22 protein-coding genes, 1 tRNA gene and 1 pseudogene are annotated in these 16,305 nt (G+C 41.0%); 5 read left to right on the plus strand and 19 right to left on the minus strand.

The features are described from left to right. The 5 genes from O9290_RS07325 to O9290_RS07345 all read right to left on the minus strand — a co-directional run. Positions 1–105, minus strand: a 105-nt coding sequence (locus O9290_RS07325; protein ID WP_288086851.1) for a helix-turn-helix domain-containing protein, incomplete at its 3' end; no start/stop codon positions are given. A gap of 29 nt (positions 106–134) precedes the next feature. After that, a complete protein-coding gene (locus tag O9290_RS07330) occupies positions 135–464 on the minus strand; it encodes a type II toxin-antitoxin system RelE family toxin (RefSeq protein WP_288055797.1) in 330 nt (109 codons plus the stop codon). Then, the gene (locus tag O9290_RS07335) at positions 461–670 is read right to left on the minus strand and encodes a hypothetical protein (RefSeq protein WP_002771197.1); all 210 of its coding nucleotides are present in this window, start codon (positions 668–670) and stop codon (positions 461–463) included. The genes O9290_RS07330 and O9290_RS07335 overlap by 4 nt, the downstream gene beginning before the upstream one ends. Before the next feature lie 83 nt (positions 671–753). Next, entirely contained in the window at positions 754–1,083 is a 330-nt protein-coding gene (locus O9290_RS07340; RefSeq protein ID WP_002763909.1) for a helix-turn-helix domain-containing protein, read from the minus strand. A gap of 24 nt (positions 1,084–1,107) precedes the next feature. Continuing rightward, positions 1,108–1,464, minus strand: coding sequence for a type II toxin-antitoxin system RelE/ParE family toxin (locus O9290_RS07345; RefSeq protein WP_288055801.1), 357 nt, complete (start codon positions 1,462–1,464; stop codon positions 1,108–1,110). 487 nt (positions 1,465–1,951) lie between these two features. Here O9290_RS07345 and O9290_RS07350 point away from each other — a divergent pair, with 487 nt between their 5' ends. Then, a complete protein-coding gene (locus O9290_RS07350) occupies positions 1,952–2,209 on the plus strand; it encodes a hypothetical protein (RefSeq protein ID WP_002762931.1) in 258 nt (85 codons plus the stop codon). Between the two features lie 93 nt (positions 2,210–2,302). Here O9290_RS07350 and O9290_RS07355 read toward each other — a convergent pair whose 3' ends face one another. From O9290_RS07355 to O9290_RS07375, 5 genes and pseudogenes are all read right to left on the minus strand, one after another. Then, a complete protein-coding gene (locus tag O9290_RS07355; protein ID WP_288055804.1) occupies positions 2,303–2,728 on the minus strand; it encodes a putative toxin-antitoxin system toxin component, PIN family in 426 nt (141 codons plus the stop codon). Continuing rightward, on the minus strand, positions 2,706–2,942 hold the full coding sequence (gene vap15, locus O9290_RS07360) for a type II toxin-antitoxin system VapB15 family antitoxin (RefSeq protein ID WP_002762933.1): 237 nt from the start codon (positions 2,940–2,942) through the stop codon (positions 2,706–2,708). The genes O9290_RS07355 and vap15 overlap by 23 nt, the downstream gene beginning before the upstream one ends. Before the next feature lie 737 nt (positions 2,943–3,679). Beyond that, positions 3,680–4,432, minus strand: a pseudogene (locus tag O9290_RS07365) (formylglycine-generating enzyme family protein); the annotation flags it as partial. A gap of 310 nt (positions 4,433–4,742) precedes the next feature. Further along, positions 4,743–5,063, minus strand: a complete 321-nt coding sequence (locus O9290_RS07370) for a hemolysin XhlA family protein (protein ID WP_072926669.1) — start codon at positions 5,061–5,063, stop codon at positions 4,743–4,745. Positions 5,064–5,074: 11 nt separating this feature from the next. Next, the gene (locus tag O9290_RS07375) at positions 5,075–5,197 is read right to left on the minus strand and encodes a hypothetical protein (protein ID WP_004157510.1); all 123 of its coding nucleotides are present in this window, start codon (positions 5,195–5,197) and stop codon (positions 5,075–5,077) included. Positions 5,198–5,349: 152 nt separating this feature from the next. Between O9290_RS07375 and O9290_RS07380 the strand changes: the two genes are divergently transcribed. Together O9290_RS07380 and O9290_RS07385 are read left to right on the plus strand one after the other, a co-directional pair. Beyond that, positions 5,350–5,580 (plus strand): hypothetical protein, encoded by a 231-nt coding sequence (locus tag O9290_RS07380; protein ID WP_002775250.1) that lies wholly within the window; start codon positions 5,350–5,352, stop codon positions 5,578–5,580. Further along, complete coding sequence (locus tag O9290_RS07385) at positions 5,577–5,840, plus strand: ParE family toxin-like protein (protein WP_044034725.1); 264 nt, start codon at positions 5,577–5,579, stop codon at positions 5,838–5,840. The genes O9290_RS07380 and O9290_RS07385 overlap by 4 nt, the downstream gene beginning before the upstream one ends. 215 nt (positions 5,841–6,055) lie before the next feature. On the opposite strand, the gene O9290_RS07390 is transcribed toward O9290_RS07385, so the two are convergent. The 3 genes from O9290_RS07390 to O9290_RS07400 form a co-directional block, all read right to left on the minus strand. Then, entirely contained in the window at positions 6,056–7,480 is a 1,425-nt protein-coding gene (locus tag O9290_RS07390) for an AAA-like domain-containing protein (protein ID WP_288055809.1), read from the minus strand. A gap of 192 nt (positions 7,481–7,672) precedes the next feature. Beyond that, complete coding sequence (locus O9290_RS07395) at positions 7,673–8,020, minus strand: YkgJ family cysteine cluster protein (protein ID WP_046662392.1); 348 nt, start codon at positions 8,018–8,020, stop codon at positions 7,673–7,675. Between the two features lie 157 nt (positions 8,021–8,177). After that, positions 8,178–8,249 (minus strand) — tRNA-Val (locus O9290_RS07400). 81 nt (positions 8,250–8,330) lie between these two features. Between O9290_RS07400 and O9290_RS07405 the strand changes: the two genes are divergently transcribed. Continuing rightward, the gene (locus O9290_RS07405; protein ID WP_002762946.1) at positions 8,331–8,867 is read left to right on the plus strand and encodes a metal-binding protein; all 537 of its coding nucleotides are present in this window, start codon (positions 8,331–8,333) and stop codon (positions 8,865–8,867) included. Between the two features lie 19 nt (positions 8,868–8,886). Here the strand turns inward: O9290_RS07405 and O9290_RS07410 are convergent, their stop codons facing one another. The 5 genes from O9290_RS07410 to pipX all read right to left on the minus strand — a co-directional run bounded on the left by O9290_RS07410 (position 8,887) and on the right by pipX (position 13,412). Continuing rightward, positions 8,887–10,407, minus strand: coding sequence for an ArnT family glycosyltransferase (locus O9290_RS07410; RefSeq protein ID WP_288055812.1), 1,521 nt, complete (start codon positions 10,405–10,407; stop codon positions 8,887–8,889). A gap of 238 nt (positions 10,408–10,645) precedes the next feature. Continuing rightward, positions 10,646–11,458 (minus strand): pyrroline-5-carboxylate reductase, encoded by an 813-nt coding sequence (gene proC, locus O9290_RS07415; RefSeq protein WP_002762951.1) that lies wholly within the window; start codon positions 11,456–11,458, stop codon positions 10,646–10,648. A 125-nt stretch (positions 11,459–11,583) separates the two neighbouring features. Continuing rightward, positions 11,584–12,156 carry a cell division protein SepF gene (locus tag O9290_RS07420; RefSeq protein ID WP_002762952.1) on the minus strand — a complete coding sequence of 191 codons (573 nt, stop codon included), beginning with the start codon at positions 12,154–12,156 and terminating at the stop codon, positions 11,584–11,586. A 320-nt stretch (positions 12,157–12,476) separates the two neighbouring features. Beyond that, positions 12,477–13,136 carry a YggS family pyridoxal phosphate-dependent enzyme gene (locus tag O9290_RS07425; protein WP_002762954.1) on the minus strand — a complete coding sequence of 220 codons (660 nt, stop codon included), beginning with the start codon at positions 13,134–13,136 and terminating at the stop codon, positions 12,477–12,479. Between the two features lie 3 nt (positions 13,137–13,139). Then, a complete protein-coding gene (gene pipX / locus O9290_RS07430; protein WP_002733869.1) occupies positions 13,140–13,412 on the minus strand; it encodes a transcriptional coactivator PipX in 273 nt (90 codons plus the stop codon). A gap of 508 nt (positions 13,413–13,920) precedes the next feature. On the opposite strand from pipX, the gene O9290_RS07435 reads away from it, so the two are divergent. Continuing rightward, entirely contained in the window at positions 13,921–15,462 is a 1,542-nt protein-coding gene (locus O9290_RS07435) for an NAD(P)H-quinone oxidoreductase subunit N (protein ID WP_288059444.1), read from the plus strand. Positions 15,463–15,566: 104 nt separating this feature from the next. Here the strand turns inward: O9290_RS07435 and O9290_RS07440 are convergent, their stop codons facing one another. Continuing rightward, positions 15,567–15,818 carry a hypothetical protein gene (locus O9290_RS07440; protein WP_288001143.1) on the minus strand — a complete coding sequence of 84 codons (252 nt, stop codon included), beginning with the start codon at positions 15,816–15,818 and terminating at the stop codon, positions 15,567–15,569. Between the last annotated feature and the right edge of the window lie 487 nt (positions 15,819–16,305).

A 16,305-nucleotide genomic window follows, 5' to 3' on the forward strand; every position in this document is an offset into this window, starting at 1 on the left:
ATGACATCCGAGCCAGACGGCCATTTGCCGTTGAGATAAATTTCCCTCCTGACTAAGTTGGTAGAGCAAGTTTCTTTGTTCTATGTTAAGATGTTGGTGGCTCATTTTTGGGTCTGATTTGTTTTTGTTAATGATCAGACAGTACCTGATGAGCCTTTCTTTGTCAACTCTTGAGGTTGATGCGTTTCATTTTTGAATTGGCGAAAAAATCTATAAATTTCTCTTCTGTGTAAGAATCGACTAAAGATCAGTTCATCGTTAATAATTGCAACACCAATGCGATAATCTCCTATTTTGATACGATAAAAACCCTGATAACCTTTAATCTTTTTGAGGTTTTTTACATCATCCAGTGTTTGAGCTAATTTGCATTCATTGACAACAGTTTTGATCTCAGATAATAGTTTTTGATCTTTAATTTTTCTTAAGTCTTTGGAGAATTTGGCTACAAATTGAATTTTCATTCAGCTTCTCCATTGAGAATAGCAAAAACTTCTTCTTCTGGAACAAATTCACCATTTAATCCTTCCGTAATAGCATTAGCTAAACCAATATCTTCTAGGGCTTCGATAACAATTTCATAAAATAGTTCCCGTTTGTTTTGCATCATTTCAATGAGGATTTCGGTTAGGATTTCTTTGGTTTTTTCTTCGGTAATGATCGATGACATTGCGCTTAGTCCTTTATTTAAAGTTGGCTGGTGCGTTACATTAATATTAACACACCTTAACGAGATCGGCGATCGCACTTAGATTAGGATTTATTTCGATACATGACCTGGATACTTACACTAGAGTTTGCTACGGCTTGGGGAGTGACTAAGATTTCTATATTCTGACCTAATGCTACTAGAAAGCTAAACATCTGCTCAAGAGAAAATTTTTGCAATCTGCCATTTTTTAAGTTAGAAATTTTAGCCTCGTCAATTCCCAAAATTTGACTGACCTCCTGCTGGCTTAATCCTTTTTCAGTAATCAGATCATAAATCACTGAAGCCAGCTTGACTTTAGCGAGTTTTTCTTCAGCATTAGCAAAGCCTAAGTCTTCAAAAATGTTTCCTGAACTAATAGTATATTCTGTCATAATCATTTATCCCCTTTTTGGTATTTATTGTTGCTCTTTGACAATCTCCTGTGCTTTTTTCAGGCGTTCTTTGATTAGATCAATATTTTGTTTTGGTGTTTTAATCCCTGATTTTGATTTTTTCTTAAAGGCATGGAGAATAAAAATAGCATTGCTTAGTTTAAGAGCATAAACTGTTCTATAGGTATCGGTTTGATAATCGCTGACTATTTCAAAAACACCATTAAACCCCTTTAAGCTTTTGACCTTAGGATGATTTTGATTATTCTGAACAGGATAAAGAATGTAGCCAACTTCATCAACAACCTCTTCAGGAAATTCTAATAGCTCCTTTTTTGATGCTCCAATCCAGATAAAAGTTTTCAGTTGTTTATCTACCATTTTTTTGAAAAAATGTGACAAATACAAATAAAAAGCTCATAAATTTGTTATAAAAATCCTCAAGACTAAGTTTGACAAAAAACCTGAGATTGTTATATTCTACAGGTGAAAAGCTTTTGCAAGAGAGAGCCACACCCCACGCACCAATTATATCATTCATTCTACCTGAATATCAAACAGGAACTAGAAACCTGTTACTAGGGAGAGATTGCTACGGGGGGATATTCGGTAGCAGTTAAATAATCATAATAAAAACCACTCCAGACACAGTAGCGGCTCTTGTAGGGTGCGTTAGTGATAGCGTAACGCACCCATTTTCTTAAGATGGTGCGTTACGGCGCGATAATAATTTAATTATTAACAAATTTCCTTTAAATACGCGCAAACACGCACCCTACAAGCTGATTTAAGAGAAGTAGAATCCTTTATTTAGTCAATAAGTTAACATATAATTGAGTTAAGACATTCTCATTCAACAATTTTCCCTATGGCACAAGCTCAGGAACCGAACGATAAAAATTATGAAGTGGAGCGTCAATTGAGGAGTCTTAATCGGCGCCTGGAGCGTCTGGAAGATACCCAAGTGACAGGAAGAGAGCTAAACCGGAGTTTTGATCGAGTCTATGAGGAAATTGATCATCTTGAAGATAAAGTTGATCGGCTTCAATCGAATTTTGAAGAGTTTCGTGATGAGATTAACCAAAAATTAGATACGATTTTACAACATATTACGGGCATCAATTAAATTGACAGCGATCATCAATAAAGTATTATCGTAGGTTGGGTTGAACGATAGTGAAACCCAACACTTTTAAATAATTGAGTTGGGTTTCGTTCCTCAACCCAATCTACAGATTACTAAAAATTGTTGATAAGTAACAATTTTAGTTATTCCAAATTGTTGCAAAATTAATAAATCTTGATCGCCTGTAATTAAAAAGTCAGCTTGACTATCTTTGGCTAAGGCTAAAAGGTAGTTATCTTTAGCGTCTCTACAGATATTAATTTTTGATTTAGTCTCAATACATAACCCAATTATGCTTAAAAGTTCAAGTAATTCTTGAACTTTTCTTTGGGAAAAATGCTTTTGTAATTTTGGTCTTTTGGTAACAAGGTTAATTTCATTAAGTAGCTGTGGAGAAAAAATCGGCACAAGAGTTTTTTCAATCAGTAGATATTTTAAACCAGCTAACTGTTTACCAATAAGAAAGCTAATCCAAAGGTTAGTATCAATAATAACTTTAATCGGTGGCTTGTTGTCCATAAATTTCAGCCCTAACTTCCTCCACTTCTTCGGTAATTGTCTCTAGGGAAAGCTCATCAGTTTTAAAGGTTTCTAAAAGTTGGGTTAATTTTTGATTTAAAGTTTCTTTTTCGAGTTCTTTACTGAGTTTTATTTTGTCACTTTCTGGGAGTTGTTTAACCAAATCTAAAATCTGGTCAAAGTTTAAGGTTAGTTGGTAAGTTTTTTGGTTCATTTTCTCAAATTATTGTTTATTGATAAAGTTTAATTGCTCGCAGTGCATACTCAAAACAACGTTCCCGAATATCTATTTGTTTCTTCTATTCTTTTTGATAATTCATAATTCATAATTCATAATTCATAATTTATCTATCGAGTTCCCCAAAAGCTGATGTTTACGGGAGCAAAATCCCTCAAATTAGACTTGACAAAAAACCTGAGATCGTTATATTCTACAGGTTAAAAGCTTTGAGAGAAGGATAACCAACCCCCACGCCCCACGCACCAATTATATCATTCATTCTGCCTGAATATCAAACAGGAACTAGAAACCTGTTACTAGGGAGAGATTACTGCGGGGGGATATTCGGTAGCAGTTAAATAATCATAATAAAAACCACTCCAGACACAGTAGCGGCTCTTGTAGTGGACTGTTTCAACTAAAATAGGGCAATAGATTTCGGCTTAAAGTCTTAGATTATAGAATTTATAGCATTTTTCTAATACACCAAATTAGCTGAAACAGTCCAGTAGGGTGCGTTAGTGATAGCGTAACGCACCAATTTTCTTAAGATGGTGCGTTACGGCGCGATCATAGTTTAATTATTAACAAATTTCCTTTAAATACGCGCAAACACACACCCTACAAGCTACCCCAATTTTTTCAAAAAAATCGACCCGCCGCTAGGCGGGAAAAAGAGAAAAATTGGAAAAAGTAAAAAAGGGTAAAAAGGGAAAAAAAGGGGAAAAGGGTTACAGAGTCCTCCCAGCACCGCACACCACCCGAAAACCGCGGTAGCCGATGCCGTCGTCGCGGATGATGTCGATGCGGTAAGCGGAATGGCGGAAAGTGGAAGGGCAGAGAGCTGGATTGCCGTACCAAGAACCGCCCCGCGGTATTGGATAATCACCACCATTTGTCAGCCAAGCACTGCCGTCACTTGGCGCATCCCTATCCCTATACCTATCATGCCAATTGTCCTCGCACCACTCCCAAACACTGCCACCCATGCCACAGAGTCCCCAAGCATTGGGCTTTTTCTGACCCACAGGATGAGCTGTCCCCTGAGAATTTCCGTTATACCAAGCGTAATCTCCTAACTGATTGGCATCATCACCGAAATAATAGCGAGTAGTGGTCCCCGCACGACAAGCATATTTCCATTCCACTTCTGTCGGTAGGCGATAGGTTTTCCCGGTTATTTGACTCAATTTTTGGCAAAAGGCTTGAGCATCATTCCAACTAACCTTTTCTACCGGATTTTGGGGATTGTTTTGAAACCGAGAGGGATTGTTTCCCATTACCGCTTCATATTGTGCCTGAGTGACAGAATATTTGCCAATCGCAAAACTGTTTACTTTAACTAGATGTTGATGCTTTTCAGTCTGGTTAGACTCGGGATATCCTGACAGTGATCCGATAAGCAATTGACCTGCTGGTAAGCCTACCATCTCCAGTGTTACTCCCTTGGGTAGTTTCTCTGTAAATGGAGTTAGATTTATCGGTTGAGGACGAAATTGAGTAATAGACTGACATGAAGAAACAACACTAGCGACACTCCCGGCTGTAACTAACCCCAACTGTTTTAAAACTTTACGGCGCGACCATCGTTTTAGCATTTTTGCAAGCCTCCTAAATTTTTGAAGTAGGTGAACTATGGGAATCTTAAGAATTAGTAAAGTGTAGGGTGGATTAGGCGGTTACAAATCCGGTCAAAAAACCAAAATTAATAATCCGCCGTAACGCACCAATTCTATCATTAATTCTACCTGAATATCAAACAGGAACCAGAAGCCTGTTCCCCGGCAGTGGAAGTTAGGGGTTGCTAACAGGGGGAACAGTGATGACAAAGCGGATAACAGTTCCGATAACTGCTGTTGCCAAGATGGTGATTAATGCCCAAATTTGGGCTTTCTGGGAACCTTTAATCTCTTTTAGATCACCTTGTAAGGTGTTGAATTCTCCCTGTAATGCCTTGAGATCTCCCTTGACTTCGGCCTCGAATCTGACTTGAACAATCTTGATCTCTGTGACATCTTTCTGGAGCGCGTCTAGCTTCTGATTGGTCTCTTTAAGATTCTGATTAATCTGGTCTAGGATTTTTCCTAAATCGGTTTCGATGGTGGGGCCGCTCATGGGTTAGACTCCTAATTAAGTGGTGCTGTTGTTTCTGACTTAGATTTCAGTGTTTGAACAAATTGTAAAACTTTTTGTTGCTTTTCCGGTGTCAGTTCTCGCCATTGTTCAAGTAGTTCTTCTTCTTTACCCATAAATACCTCGCTCTTGAATTATAAATTGTTTGGTTTTGAGCAAGGCTCATTAATAAAAACCACTCCAGACACAGAGGACACAAAGATCATATCATTTTGGGTTTGCGGTGGACGTTGTAGAATAGAGAAAACCTACTACGCTGATAGATACCATGCCCTCTCCTGCTATTACCACGATCATCAAGATGGTTGAGTCTCTGCCTGATGAGCTTCAAGAGCAGTTAGTAGAGTATGTTCGAGCTTATATTGCAGAAATTGAAGAAGAAAAACGATGGGATCAGTCGTTTAAACAGACGAAGAATAATCTAGTCGCAGCAGCCCGAAAAGCCAAAGAAGAGATTGCAGCAGGATTGTCCGCGCCGATGGATTATGAGCAGCTATGAATTCCGCGACATTGCCCTCATTTTGGCAGAAGTATCGCGACTTGAAGCCAGCAGTCAAAGCCGGAGCCAGGAAAGCATATCGGTTATGGGTAGAGAATCCGTTTCATCCGTCGTTAAATTTTAAGTGTATTGACAGCGACGAAGATATTTGGTCAGTGCGTGTAACGAAGAGTCATCGAGCTTTGGGAGTGCTGTCAGGGGATACAGTGACCTGGTTTTGGATTGGCGATCATGATGAGTACGAAAAGTTTTATTCGTAAAACAGAGGAACTACAAGCCTATTCCACTCGAACTTTAAAAACCCCCTTGCCACTCTCCTATACTTTTTAAACAGGATTTAGTATCACTCCCTCATAAGTACCTAAGCAAAATTAATTACACATATCTAACCCCCCCCTTGCCTCTTGCCTTTTGCCTTTTGCCTTTCTTCACTAGGAAATTTATTTTGCACGACTACTTAATGACATTCGATAAACTAGATGGCATAGCGACTTTTTTCGGAAGTATCAAAGTGAGCAAGCGTAATTTTTTTGGTGAGGATAGAAGTTTTTCGAGGCAAAAAAACAGAACGTTGCCGGAAATATTCGCCAAAATATTGACGGTAGAGAGGACAACTGACTCGGCAAAACTTACCTTGTCGGTGAATTAGTCCGAGACTTTCTAGGTGAAAAGCCGCCATTAAATCAATTTCTATGTCTTTTTCCGCCATCACCACCTTAGCAAAGATAGCCGCCAAATTGCCCTTTAAGTATTGCAGATGCCAAAGTAAACGTTTAAGATGGTCTGCAAAAATATTACTTTCCTCCCCGATAGAAGTAGCTAAAATGGTTTCTAGGGTACAATTACCCCGAGCAATATGATAGCAAGCAAGACGAATTAAATAGGGATTACCCCCTAGAAATATCCGTAATTTTTCGCAGTCAAAATTCTGCTCTAATCCCTGTCTTTGACTTAATTCTCGTACTTGTGCGCTGGTAAAATTAGGCAATTCGATCGGTAAACCAAGACTAAAAGGAGATTGATAGGTATCTGAGGTTTTATCAAGCTCCTGTGCAGGGGAATAGGCAACAATTAAACGTAATTTTTGCCAGAGAGGTTTGTTTTTGCCTTCCTCGTGCCAGAGGTGGAGAATACTAAAAAATTCTTCCCTTAGCTGTGGATAGGATAAAAGATATTCAAGATCATCAAAGGCAAGCACTAAAGGGCGATCGAGATGGGGGAGAATATGCTTTTCTAGATAGATTTTACAGTTAATTTTACCCCCTAAGAATTCATCCCAATCCTCTGGGAGATGATTATCTAAATCTAACTGGCGACTAATACTAACGCAAAGCCAACGCAGCCAGTGATTTAAATCTTGAAAAATTGAGCTTTCTGCTAACCGAAAACTGAAATAAAGTGTATGGTATTGCTGTTGTTGAGCATAATTAATAATTCTGGCCATCAGGGAGGTTTTTCCCATTTTTCTGGGTGCGTTAATCCGGATCAGACTACCCCCGCGCAAGATCTCTTGATAACAAGTCTGTTCTAGATTATTTCTGTTAATATAAAAGGGGGAATCGAGGGGGACTTGTCCCTCTGGTAATTCAGGCAATAGTTGAGGATTAATAGTATTAGTTTCTGGTAAGTTAGGACGATAATAATCGCTATTTTCTAAAGTTAAATTAAAGGCTTGAAAACAATGTTTCAGGGTTTGTTTATCCACTCCCGATTCACAAGCAAATACCTTCATCAGAGTATCTACCCCTAAAAGAGTTTTCTCGCTGAGGACTTCTAGGGTGAAGCGATAACCGCGATTATCCCGATATTCCGCTTCTTGTTTAGCAGTAAGTAATTTTTCTAGTCCCGTGGTGGTAAGGATAACCCCGCGTCTGCGGCGCTGTTTTTCTGGTTTTTCCATGATAGTTTTTCCCTGTCCTGAACTCAAACTCTGCACCTCTACTAGAGGTTTTGAGTTTCCTATAGACTTCTCCTCAACAGGGAAACAATCAATTCCGTAATTTTACTGGTTTAGCCCTCGAGAAGGTAGGAAAAATAACCAGACCACTTATTTTCTTTCCAGTCCGAGTTATTTCTGGGATAGGGATAAATCTTAGCCTACTTGCTGACGATAGCTATTCATTTCTAGGCTATCTTCCCCATAAAGATCCTCAATGTGTTCATGACAACAATCGATCGCAAATTGCTCAAATTCTCCCGGTTCAATTTGATACATTTTGGCAAAAATATCGGGTTGAACACGACAAAATTCTGGTCTCTGGTCATAAATGGTACAGAGACGGGTTTGGCGATCGAAGTTTATACACCAACCTTCTTCCCCCACCATGCTGAGATATTGACTTAATTGTGCGGGAGTCAGATATTCTTCTAAGTCAGGACGCTCATCGGGATTTAGTTGACAACAAGCTCCACAATTTTTAATACATTTCCAATTGGCCATATAACCGGTGTGCCGCGACGAATTAATCCTAGTACCTACTGACTAGCTTACTAGCAAATAGTCGCAATTTTGCCTTCCAGTAGCAATTCCCCTCAATAGTTTTAATCTAACCCAGCGATCGGGAGTGAGAGCTTGACTAGGCAAGGATCTAATAAAATGGGCGTTGTAAGGGTCGAACTTACGGCATCCTGCTTGTAAGGCAGGCGCTCTACCACTGAGCTAAACGCCCGAATTAATTTTGTACTTTCTCAGCATAACATATATTTTTAAAAAAGTATATTATTTTTTTGAGCAAGTTAATTTTTTTCCGATGCCCTCTGGTCGAACTCACGATCGCATTACCCTAATTCTGTTGCCACCGATTGCGGGGGCGAGTTTTTTGGTCAGTGGCAGTGGTAAATTAACCCTGTTACTCTTGGCCAGTTATTTGTTTAGCGGATTCCTGTTTGGGCCGGATCTTGACATCCACTCGGTTCAGTACAAACGTTGGGGTTATCTGCGCTGGTTGTGGCTACCCTACCGTTCCATGATCCGTCATCGCGGTTGGTTATCCCACGGTTTATTGATCGGCACAATTTTTCGGTTATTTTACTTCGGTAGTTTTCTTTTACTAGCGGCGATCATCATCATTCCCATCCTGCAAAGTTTCTGGGGTATAGACTGGGATTGGCGACTGTGGCCGCAGCAAGCGATCGCATTATGGCAACAGTATCCCCGGGTAGCGATCGCTATTTTCCTGGGTTTAGAATTAGGGGCGATGAGTCATAGTTGTAGTGATTGGATCGGATCGGCCTATAAACGTTCTCGAAAAGTGGCTCAAAAACCGGTAAAAAAGAAAAAACGTTAATAGTCCCCGTCCACAATTTCTAATTAGCCTTACTTTGATATTCTTGCCAAGTTTTCGGACTGATAAAGAGAGTTCCTTTTTCTTGCTGATCGGGAAACTGGATATAATTTTTCTCTAAATAATCCTTGAGTTTTGGTGATTGCAGAAATTCCTTTTCAAATCGATAGAGAAAAACCAAATCGGGCTGTCTTTTTTCAATAACTTCTAGGATAAAATCCCCATCAAGATTCTGATTCATAAATCTCTTTCTGGTGATGACAGCAGTTTCTGGGGGTGTTTTCAAGAAATATTGATATATATAGTGAGGATTGTCGGTTAACAGAAGTTTATCGGAGTTTTTAAATTTTTCAAACACAGCTTCTGCTAAAAGAGGTTTATACCTTTTATTAAATTGAACGTAGGCATTAATTGCAGGATCACGATTGGTGATTATTCTCAAGGTATTAAAGAGAAATTGACCAGACAGGGGGATAAAAATCAGCATTTTGAGAACTAATTCCTGGGTTATTTTTCGATTTTGCCTAAATTCTGCGAGACTATCATTAATTTTAAACTGTTCGACAAATAAGGCAATTATCCAAACGGCAGGAATAATTAAATGGATATAATAATAAGGCCAAATTGGGGCGACTGTGGCGAATCTAAATAGATTAGAACCCAACCAGATCAAGGGCGGTAAAAGTGGTATTATATTGCGAGTAAAAACCATCGCTATAATAGCGATCGCTGTCACGATTAGATAAATTGGTTCGTGCTGTAGGGCGCTTTGTAAGAGAGTCCATAAGGTGAGATTTTCTTGAGTAAAACTAGAGGCAACGCTGACATGAGATTTAATAATATTTTCGTAGGAAAAAGGAAAAATAGTCAGGGAACCCAAGACAAAGACTAAAACGACAGCGACTGACCAAATAACAATATCAATGATTCTTTTAATAAAGCTACTTTGTTGATTGAGAAAAATAATTAAAGCTACAGTTGGGATAATAGTAATGCCTGAAAGTTTAATTTGCAGGGAAAAAACGAAAGCAATGGCACTGAGTAAATACAGTCCATACTTAAGCTTACCCGTGAATTGAACGGCTTTAAAGATGATAAAAATACTTAAGATTGTAAAAAAAAGTGAGGGTAACTCCCGCAACATTGTCGTTGATAGGGTAATATACACTAGACAGGTTGAGAGAATAAATACCGATAAACAAGAAGCTAATATTCCGCAATTAACTCTCAGAATTAGATAAAAAATTCCTAACATAATTGTGGACAAAGAAAGCACCATAAGGCGCGCGGCATGGATAGTAAATCCTGTCACGCTTAACCAACTATTTAGTAAAAGAGATAAACCCGATAAATGATCGTGCCAAACTTGTTCGTAGAGACGATAACCTTGTTTAGTGACGTAGGCAAGTACCAGGGCCACCGCTTCATCAAAATTAAGGATATAGGGATAATGAAGCGGGACTTTCCAGAAAACAATCCCCAGAAAAAAAACAGCAATGGCAATTAATGCCATTAAATCAAAACGATTAGATTTCTTATTCATAACTTTTTCTGGACAAGAATTGCTGCGTATCTTATCACAGATCGAGACATCAGTTAAGTAGCTGGTTATAATTAAATTAAAAATGGATTTTAGGTTCGATCCCCCCTGCCCCCCTTGATAAGGGGGGTGCCGATCCCCCCTTAGTCCCCCCTTAGTCCCCCCTTAATCCCCCCTTGATAAGGGGGGTGTCTGATAATTTTTAACGCCTACCTACTTATGGTTAAAAAAGATACAAAGATTACTTTTCAGAACTACGCCCTAAATCTTTAGATCTATGATAGGCCGCCACTACTGCCTCGATAATTGTCGATCGAAAAGAGCCTTTTTCTAATTGTCTCACTCCGGCAATCGTAGTTCCTCCGGGGCTAGTGACGCGATCCTTTAATTCCCCAGGATGTATGGCCGATTCTTTTAATAGGGTTGCCGTCCCTAAAACTGTTTCTATGGCCAATTGAGATGCGATTGATCGCGGTAATCCGGCCGCCACACCACCATCGCTTAAAGCTTCCACCATCAAGGCCACAAATGCCGGGCCCGATCCCGATAATCCCGTTACCGCGTCCATCAAAGCTTCGGGAACTTCCACCACCGAACCGACCGCAGCAAAAATATCTCTGGCTACGGCCAGATGTTCCGGTTCCGCATAACGACCAGGTGCGATTGCTGTAACCCCTTGTCCCACCGTGGCGGGGGTATTAGGCATCGTCCGGATGACGGGGCGATCGGGAAAGCCCATTTCTAGGCGATTGAGGGTAACTCCTGCTAAAATCGAGATAATCAAGGGTTTTTCGGGTATTCCCAGCAAACTATTCACTACTTGCTCTAAAATTTGCGGTTTTATCGCTAAGATTAACACCTCAGTTGCTCTAGCGGCTTCCCGGTTATCCTCACTGACTTGTACTCCGTAGGTATTAACCCAAAAGTTGCGCCGTTGGGATTGGGGTTCACTGACTAACACCGTTTCGGGACTATAAATATTTTTTTTTAATAAACGGCTGAGAATGGCCTCAGCCATCACGCCGCCGCCAATAATTCCTAAACGAATAGACACAGTATTATTAAAAGTAAAAAGTAAAAAAGAGAGATTTAGCTATCCTACCAAGAAAAAACGCATCCTCTCGATAAATCGATCGATTTCTAGCTTCGACAAACCTGACGAGAGGACTATGGCAGGATTCATTGAGCTAATCGACTGCTTTCGGCTCCCCAAGCAGGTGCGGAGGAAACGGGACGAGCCATTTTCGGGTTATCAGCGATATCGTGAATAGTTCCGGAAAGGGTGCTAACTTTAACGCAGCTGGGGGTAAATAGGAAAATACTCTCACCGATGCGTTCTTGATGACCATCAATTGCATAAGTGCCACCGGCGACAAAATCCACGGCTCTTTGTGCTTCTTCGGGATCCATGACGTTGAGATTTAAAACCACCGATTTGCGTTCTCTCAGGGTTTGGATAACTTGGGGCATTTCCTCGAAGGAATGGGGCTCGATCACGACTACTTCTGCATTATTGTTGTTAATACCTGGCATACCGATCACGTTGCTTCTGTTGAGTCCCATAGATGTGGCTGTACTGAGATTTAAAGGTTCGCGTTGACGACGATTGAGGGGATCTTCTTCTTCGTTTTGATCCCTATCTTGGGGGGAAGACTTTTCCCAGTTCATTTCTTCGTAGTCGGTTTCGTCTTCGTCTTCTGGTTGTTCGGAGATGCCGACAAAATCTTTGAGTTTGGTAAAAATGTTGTTCACAGTCTAAGTGTCCTTCAAAAGATTTTTTAGGTGGTCTTGGCTAGAGTCGGGGTTATTTTAGTGGCCTTTAACAACTTTTGTTCTCACTTGGTACAGGAGAACTATTTTGTTCAGGGTTCGTCATTCTAGTCGTCTGGAGGCAGCGGTTAGTTCCCTCTTTTCAGTTATCAGTTATCAGGGGATAGTTTTCAGGGATTGGGAAAAAGTCAATTCCTCATTTCTAACCACCGGTTTCTAGACTGAACGCTGTAATCTTAAGATATATTGTCACCGATTATTAAAATTACTAGGAGTTTTTTCTGTAAATTTACGGAGATGGTTCAGTAAATACGATCGCCGAAGATGCCAGTTCCCACCCGGATCAAAGTGGCTCCGGCCTTGATGGCGAGAGGATAATCGTTAGACATCCCCATGGATAGATGAGGCAGGCATAAACTAGAGCTATTCTCGATTATTTGGGCTAAATCGCTGGTTTTTTCAAAGGCGGCTAACTTTTCCCCAGCGGATAATCCTCGGGGCAGAATTGTCATCAAACCTTGAATTTTTAGCTGTTTACAGTTGACTAAATCGGGAATATCTGCTAGTAATTCGGCCTTGTCCCAACCGAACTTATCGGGATCGGGGACAACTTTCACCTGTAGCAAAACTTGGGGATTAATCTCTAATTCCGCCGCTAGGCGATCGAGTCTTTGGGCTAATTTTAAACTATCGAGGGAATGGATTAAATCAAAAGATTCTAGGACTTTGCGGGCTTTATTTGCCTGTAGATGCCCGATAAAGTGCCAAGAAATATCTGGCAGGTCTTTTAGTTCTTGCTGCTTCGAGATTGCTTCCTGTAGCTTACTTTCAGCAAAATCTCTCACTCCTGCCCGGTAAGCTTGACGGATATAATCGCTCGATACCTGTTTACTGACAGCAATCAGGCGCGTGGAGGGGGGTAGGGTAAGACGGATTGACTCGATACGACTAGCGATCGTCATGAACTAGACTGAAAAGGTTTGTTGATAAGTTTGGTTGAGACTGTTAAATTCTTGCACATTACTGCCCCGGCGCAAATTTCGCAGCCGGTTTTCCACTAAAAGACGAGCATCGGAACGACTAATCGGATCGAACGAGACTTTTTTTGGTCCCACCGTCACCAGAAAAAAAAGACGTTGGGCATAAAGAGTGGTGAATAATTCCCGATGTTCTTCTAATAGACACACTCTGTATAATAGACCGAAAGTAGGATGATTGAGATAGGTTTCGTTACTCATTCAAGCGATCGCTAAAGGAAAAGGATTGAGCGAACTAGAAAATTTTTCCACAAAAAAATCAAGCGGATGGCTCAAAAACAATTGATTTTTCGGGTGTTTCCCCTAGCCTGATTTTACCAGAATCCTTCAACGACAACTAACGATGCCAGTCTATGTCATGATTTCCTGAGTTTTCACTTTTTCCCTGTTAACTTGGATACATCTCGGTGACAAGTTGTCACCACCAGAAATTAGCTCGGCTGCAAAAATCAAAGATTTTCCCTTAGCTGAGGAGACTACGAGACAAGAGGATAAAAAAGACAATAGACAAGTATAATACCCATAAAAGCTAAGATTATCTCAAATTTATCTGGGTTTTTAGAAATTTTAACCCGATAGCGGCGATCGGTGAACTGAAAACTCACATCTGATCACTGATAACTGATAACTGATAACTGAATCACTGATGAAATGCCCTAAGCTTGTATTAAGCCTTTTTTAACTTCAAATTCCTTTAACCTCAATCAATATGGATTTTTCTAGTCTTGTTGCCAGTCAGCTAAACGCCGGCGTTATCTGGCCCGAAGGAATCCTGATTATTACCCTGATGGTGATTTTAATCGGCGATTTAATCGTGGGACGGAGTGCCAGAAGTTGGCTGCCCTACGTTGCGATCGCTGGTCTGCTCGCTGCTGTGGCTGCTCTCTATTTTGCCTGGGACAATCCGAAACCAGTGGCCTTTTTAGGGGCTTTTGAGGGCGATAATCTCAGTATCGTCTTTAGGGCGATTATTGCCCTTTCTACCGCCTCCACAGTGCTGATGTCTATCCGTTATGTGGAACAAGCGGGAACTTCCCTAGCGGAATTCTTGGCCATTATGCTCACCGCAACCCTCGGGGGAATGTTCCTATCTGGCGCTAGTGAATTGGTGATGATCTTCATCTCCCTAGAAATGCTCAGTATTTCCTCCTATCTAATGACCGGTTACATGAAGCGGGATCCTCGATCGAACGAGGCCGCCTTAAAATACCTGTTAATTGGAGCTTCTAGTTCGGCGATTTTCCTCTATGGTGTTTCCCTTCTCTACGGTTTATCCGGAGGTGAAACCAGTTTAAGTGCCATTGCCCAAAAATTAACCGATGTTAACGGTGGTCAGTCCCTGGCCTTAGCGATCGCATTAGTGTTTGTGATTGCCGGTATCGCCTTCAAAATTTCGGCGGTTCCCTTTCACCAATGGACCCCTGATGTGTACGAAGGTTCACCCACTCCCGTGGTGGCTTTCCTCTCGGTAGGTTCCAAAGCGGCCGGTTTTGCCCTAGCAATTCGCCTATTAGTGACGGTTTTCGGTCTAGTGAGCGAACAATGGCGGTTTATCTTTATCGCTCTAGCAATTTTGAGCATGATCCTCGGCAACGTGGTCGCCTTAGCCCAAACTAGCATGAAACGGATGTTAGCCTATTCCTCGATCGGTCAGGCGGGTTTTGTCATGATTGGTTTAACCGCCGGTACTGACGCGGGTTACTCTAGCATGATTTTCTATCTGTTAATTTACCTGTTCATGAACCTAGGGGCTTTTGCCTGTGTGATTCTCTTTGCTCTGAGAACCGGAACCGATCAGATCGCTGAGTATTCGGGACTCTACCAGAAAGATCCGCTCCTAACCCTCTGTTTAAGCATCTGTCTGCTCTCTTTGGGGGGAATTCCACCTCTAGCGGGCTTCTTTGGTAAGATTTATCTATTCTGGGCCGGTTGGCAAGCGGGACTTTATGCCCTCGTCCTCGTTGGTTTAGTCACCAGTGTGGCCTCGATTTACTACTATATCCGTGTGGTCAAAATGATGGTGGTCAAGGAACCCCAAGAGATGTCCGATGCGGTGAAAAATTACCCCGTTATCAATTGGACTCTTACCGGGATGCGTCCCCTACAGGTGGGCATTATCCTCTCCCTAGTGGCGACTTCCCTGGCCGGTATCCTTTCCAATCCTCTCTTTACCCTAGCGACGGATTCCGTCACCACTACCCCCATCCTACAATCGGCGGCCCTGGCGACGCACATTTCCCGAGCGAATTGAGAATCTCTGTTGATTTATCGGCGTTGTCAGATCAGAATAACAACGCCTATTGTAGGGCTAATTCATGAATTAGCCCTACAGCTAATCCGTTTTTAGTAATGTGATTAACTCTCAATTTGTTCTAAAATAGACGCTAAAATATCTGGAGTTAATCCTTTAGCTTCTGCTTCATCACTAGCTTGATCCATAATTGGTGATAATCTTGCCACTGCTTTTTGACGATATTTTTCTAATTCTAATTGAATAGTTTCAGTTAATTTGTTTTCTATGTTCCCTCGGTCATTGGGTTTAATTTTAGCGTAATATCTAGCAATTTCTAAAGGAACTTGAATAGTGATTTCTGTCTTGCTATTCATGGTAAGTAGCTGGTTATAATTAAATTAAAAATGTATTTTAGGTTCGATCCCCCCTGCCCCCCTTGATAAGGTAGGGTTGATTCATGAATCAACCCTACCCTTGATAAGGGGGGTGTTGATCCCCCCTGCCCCCCTTGATAAGGGGGGTGTCTGATAATTTTTAACGCCTACCTACTTAATTGATTGTTCTTTTTACTTTTAACAGACCTCTATTGTAGCACAAGATCACCATACTCATTGAATTTGACGATATTGATGTAAAAGTTGCCATTGGACAAAAAAATCAATGAATAGGGCTTGCTGAAAAAGTACGGGCGAAGCATTCGGATAGAAAATCTACGGTTTCACCGATAGGTTATTGCCCGAATGCTTCGCCTCTACAGGACGCGGGCCGATGAAGACGCAAGGTTTTGAACCACGATTCTCTCAAAATCTTGCACCTGTGAGAGCAAAACAGGACAATAAAACCCTTACCTCGTCTATATTT

The organism is Microcystis sp. LE19-41.2A (assembly GCF_027530405.1).
GTDB lineage: Bacteria > Cyanobacteriota > Cyanobacteriia > Cyanobacteriales > Microcystaceae > Microcystis > Microcystis aeruginosa.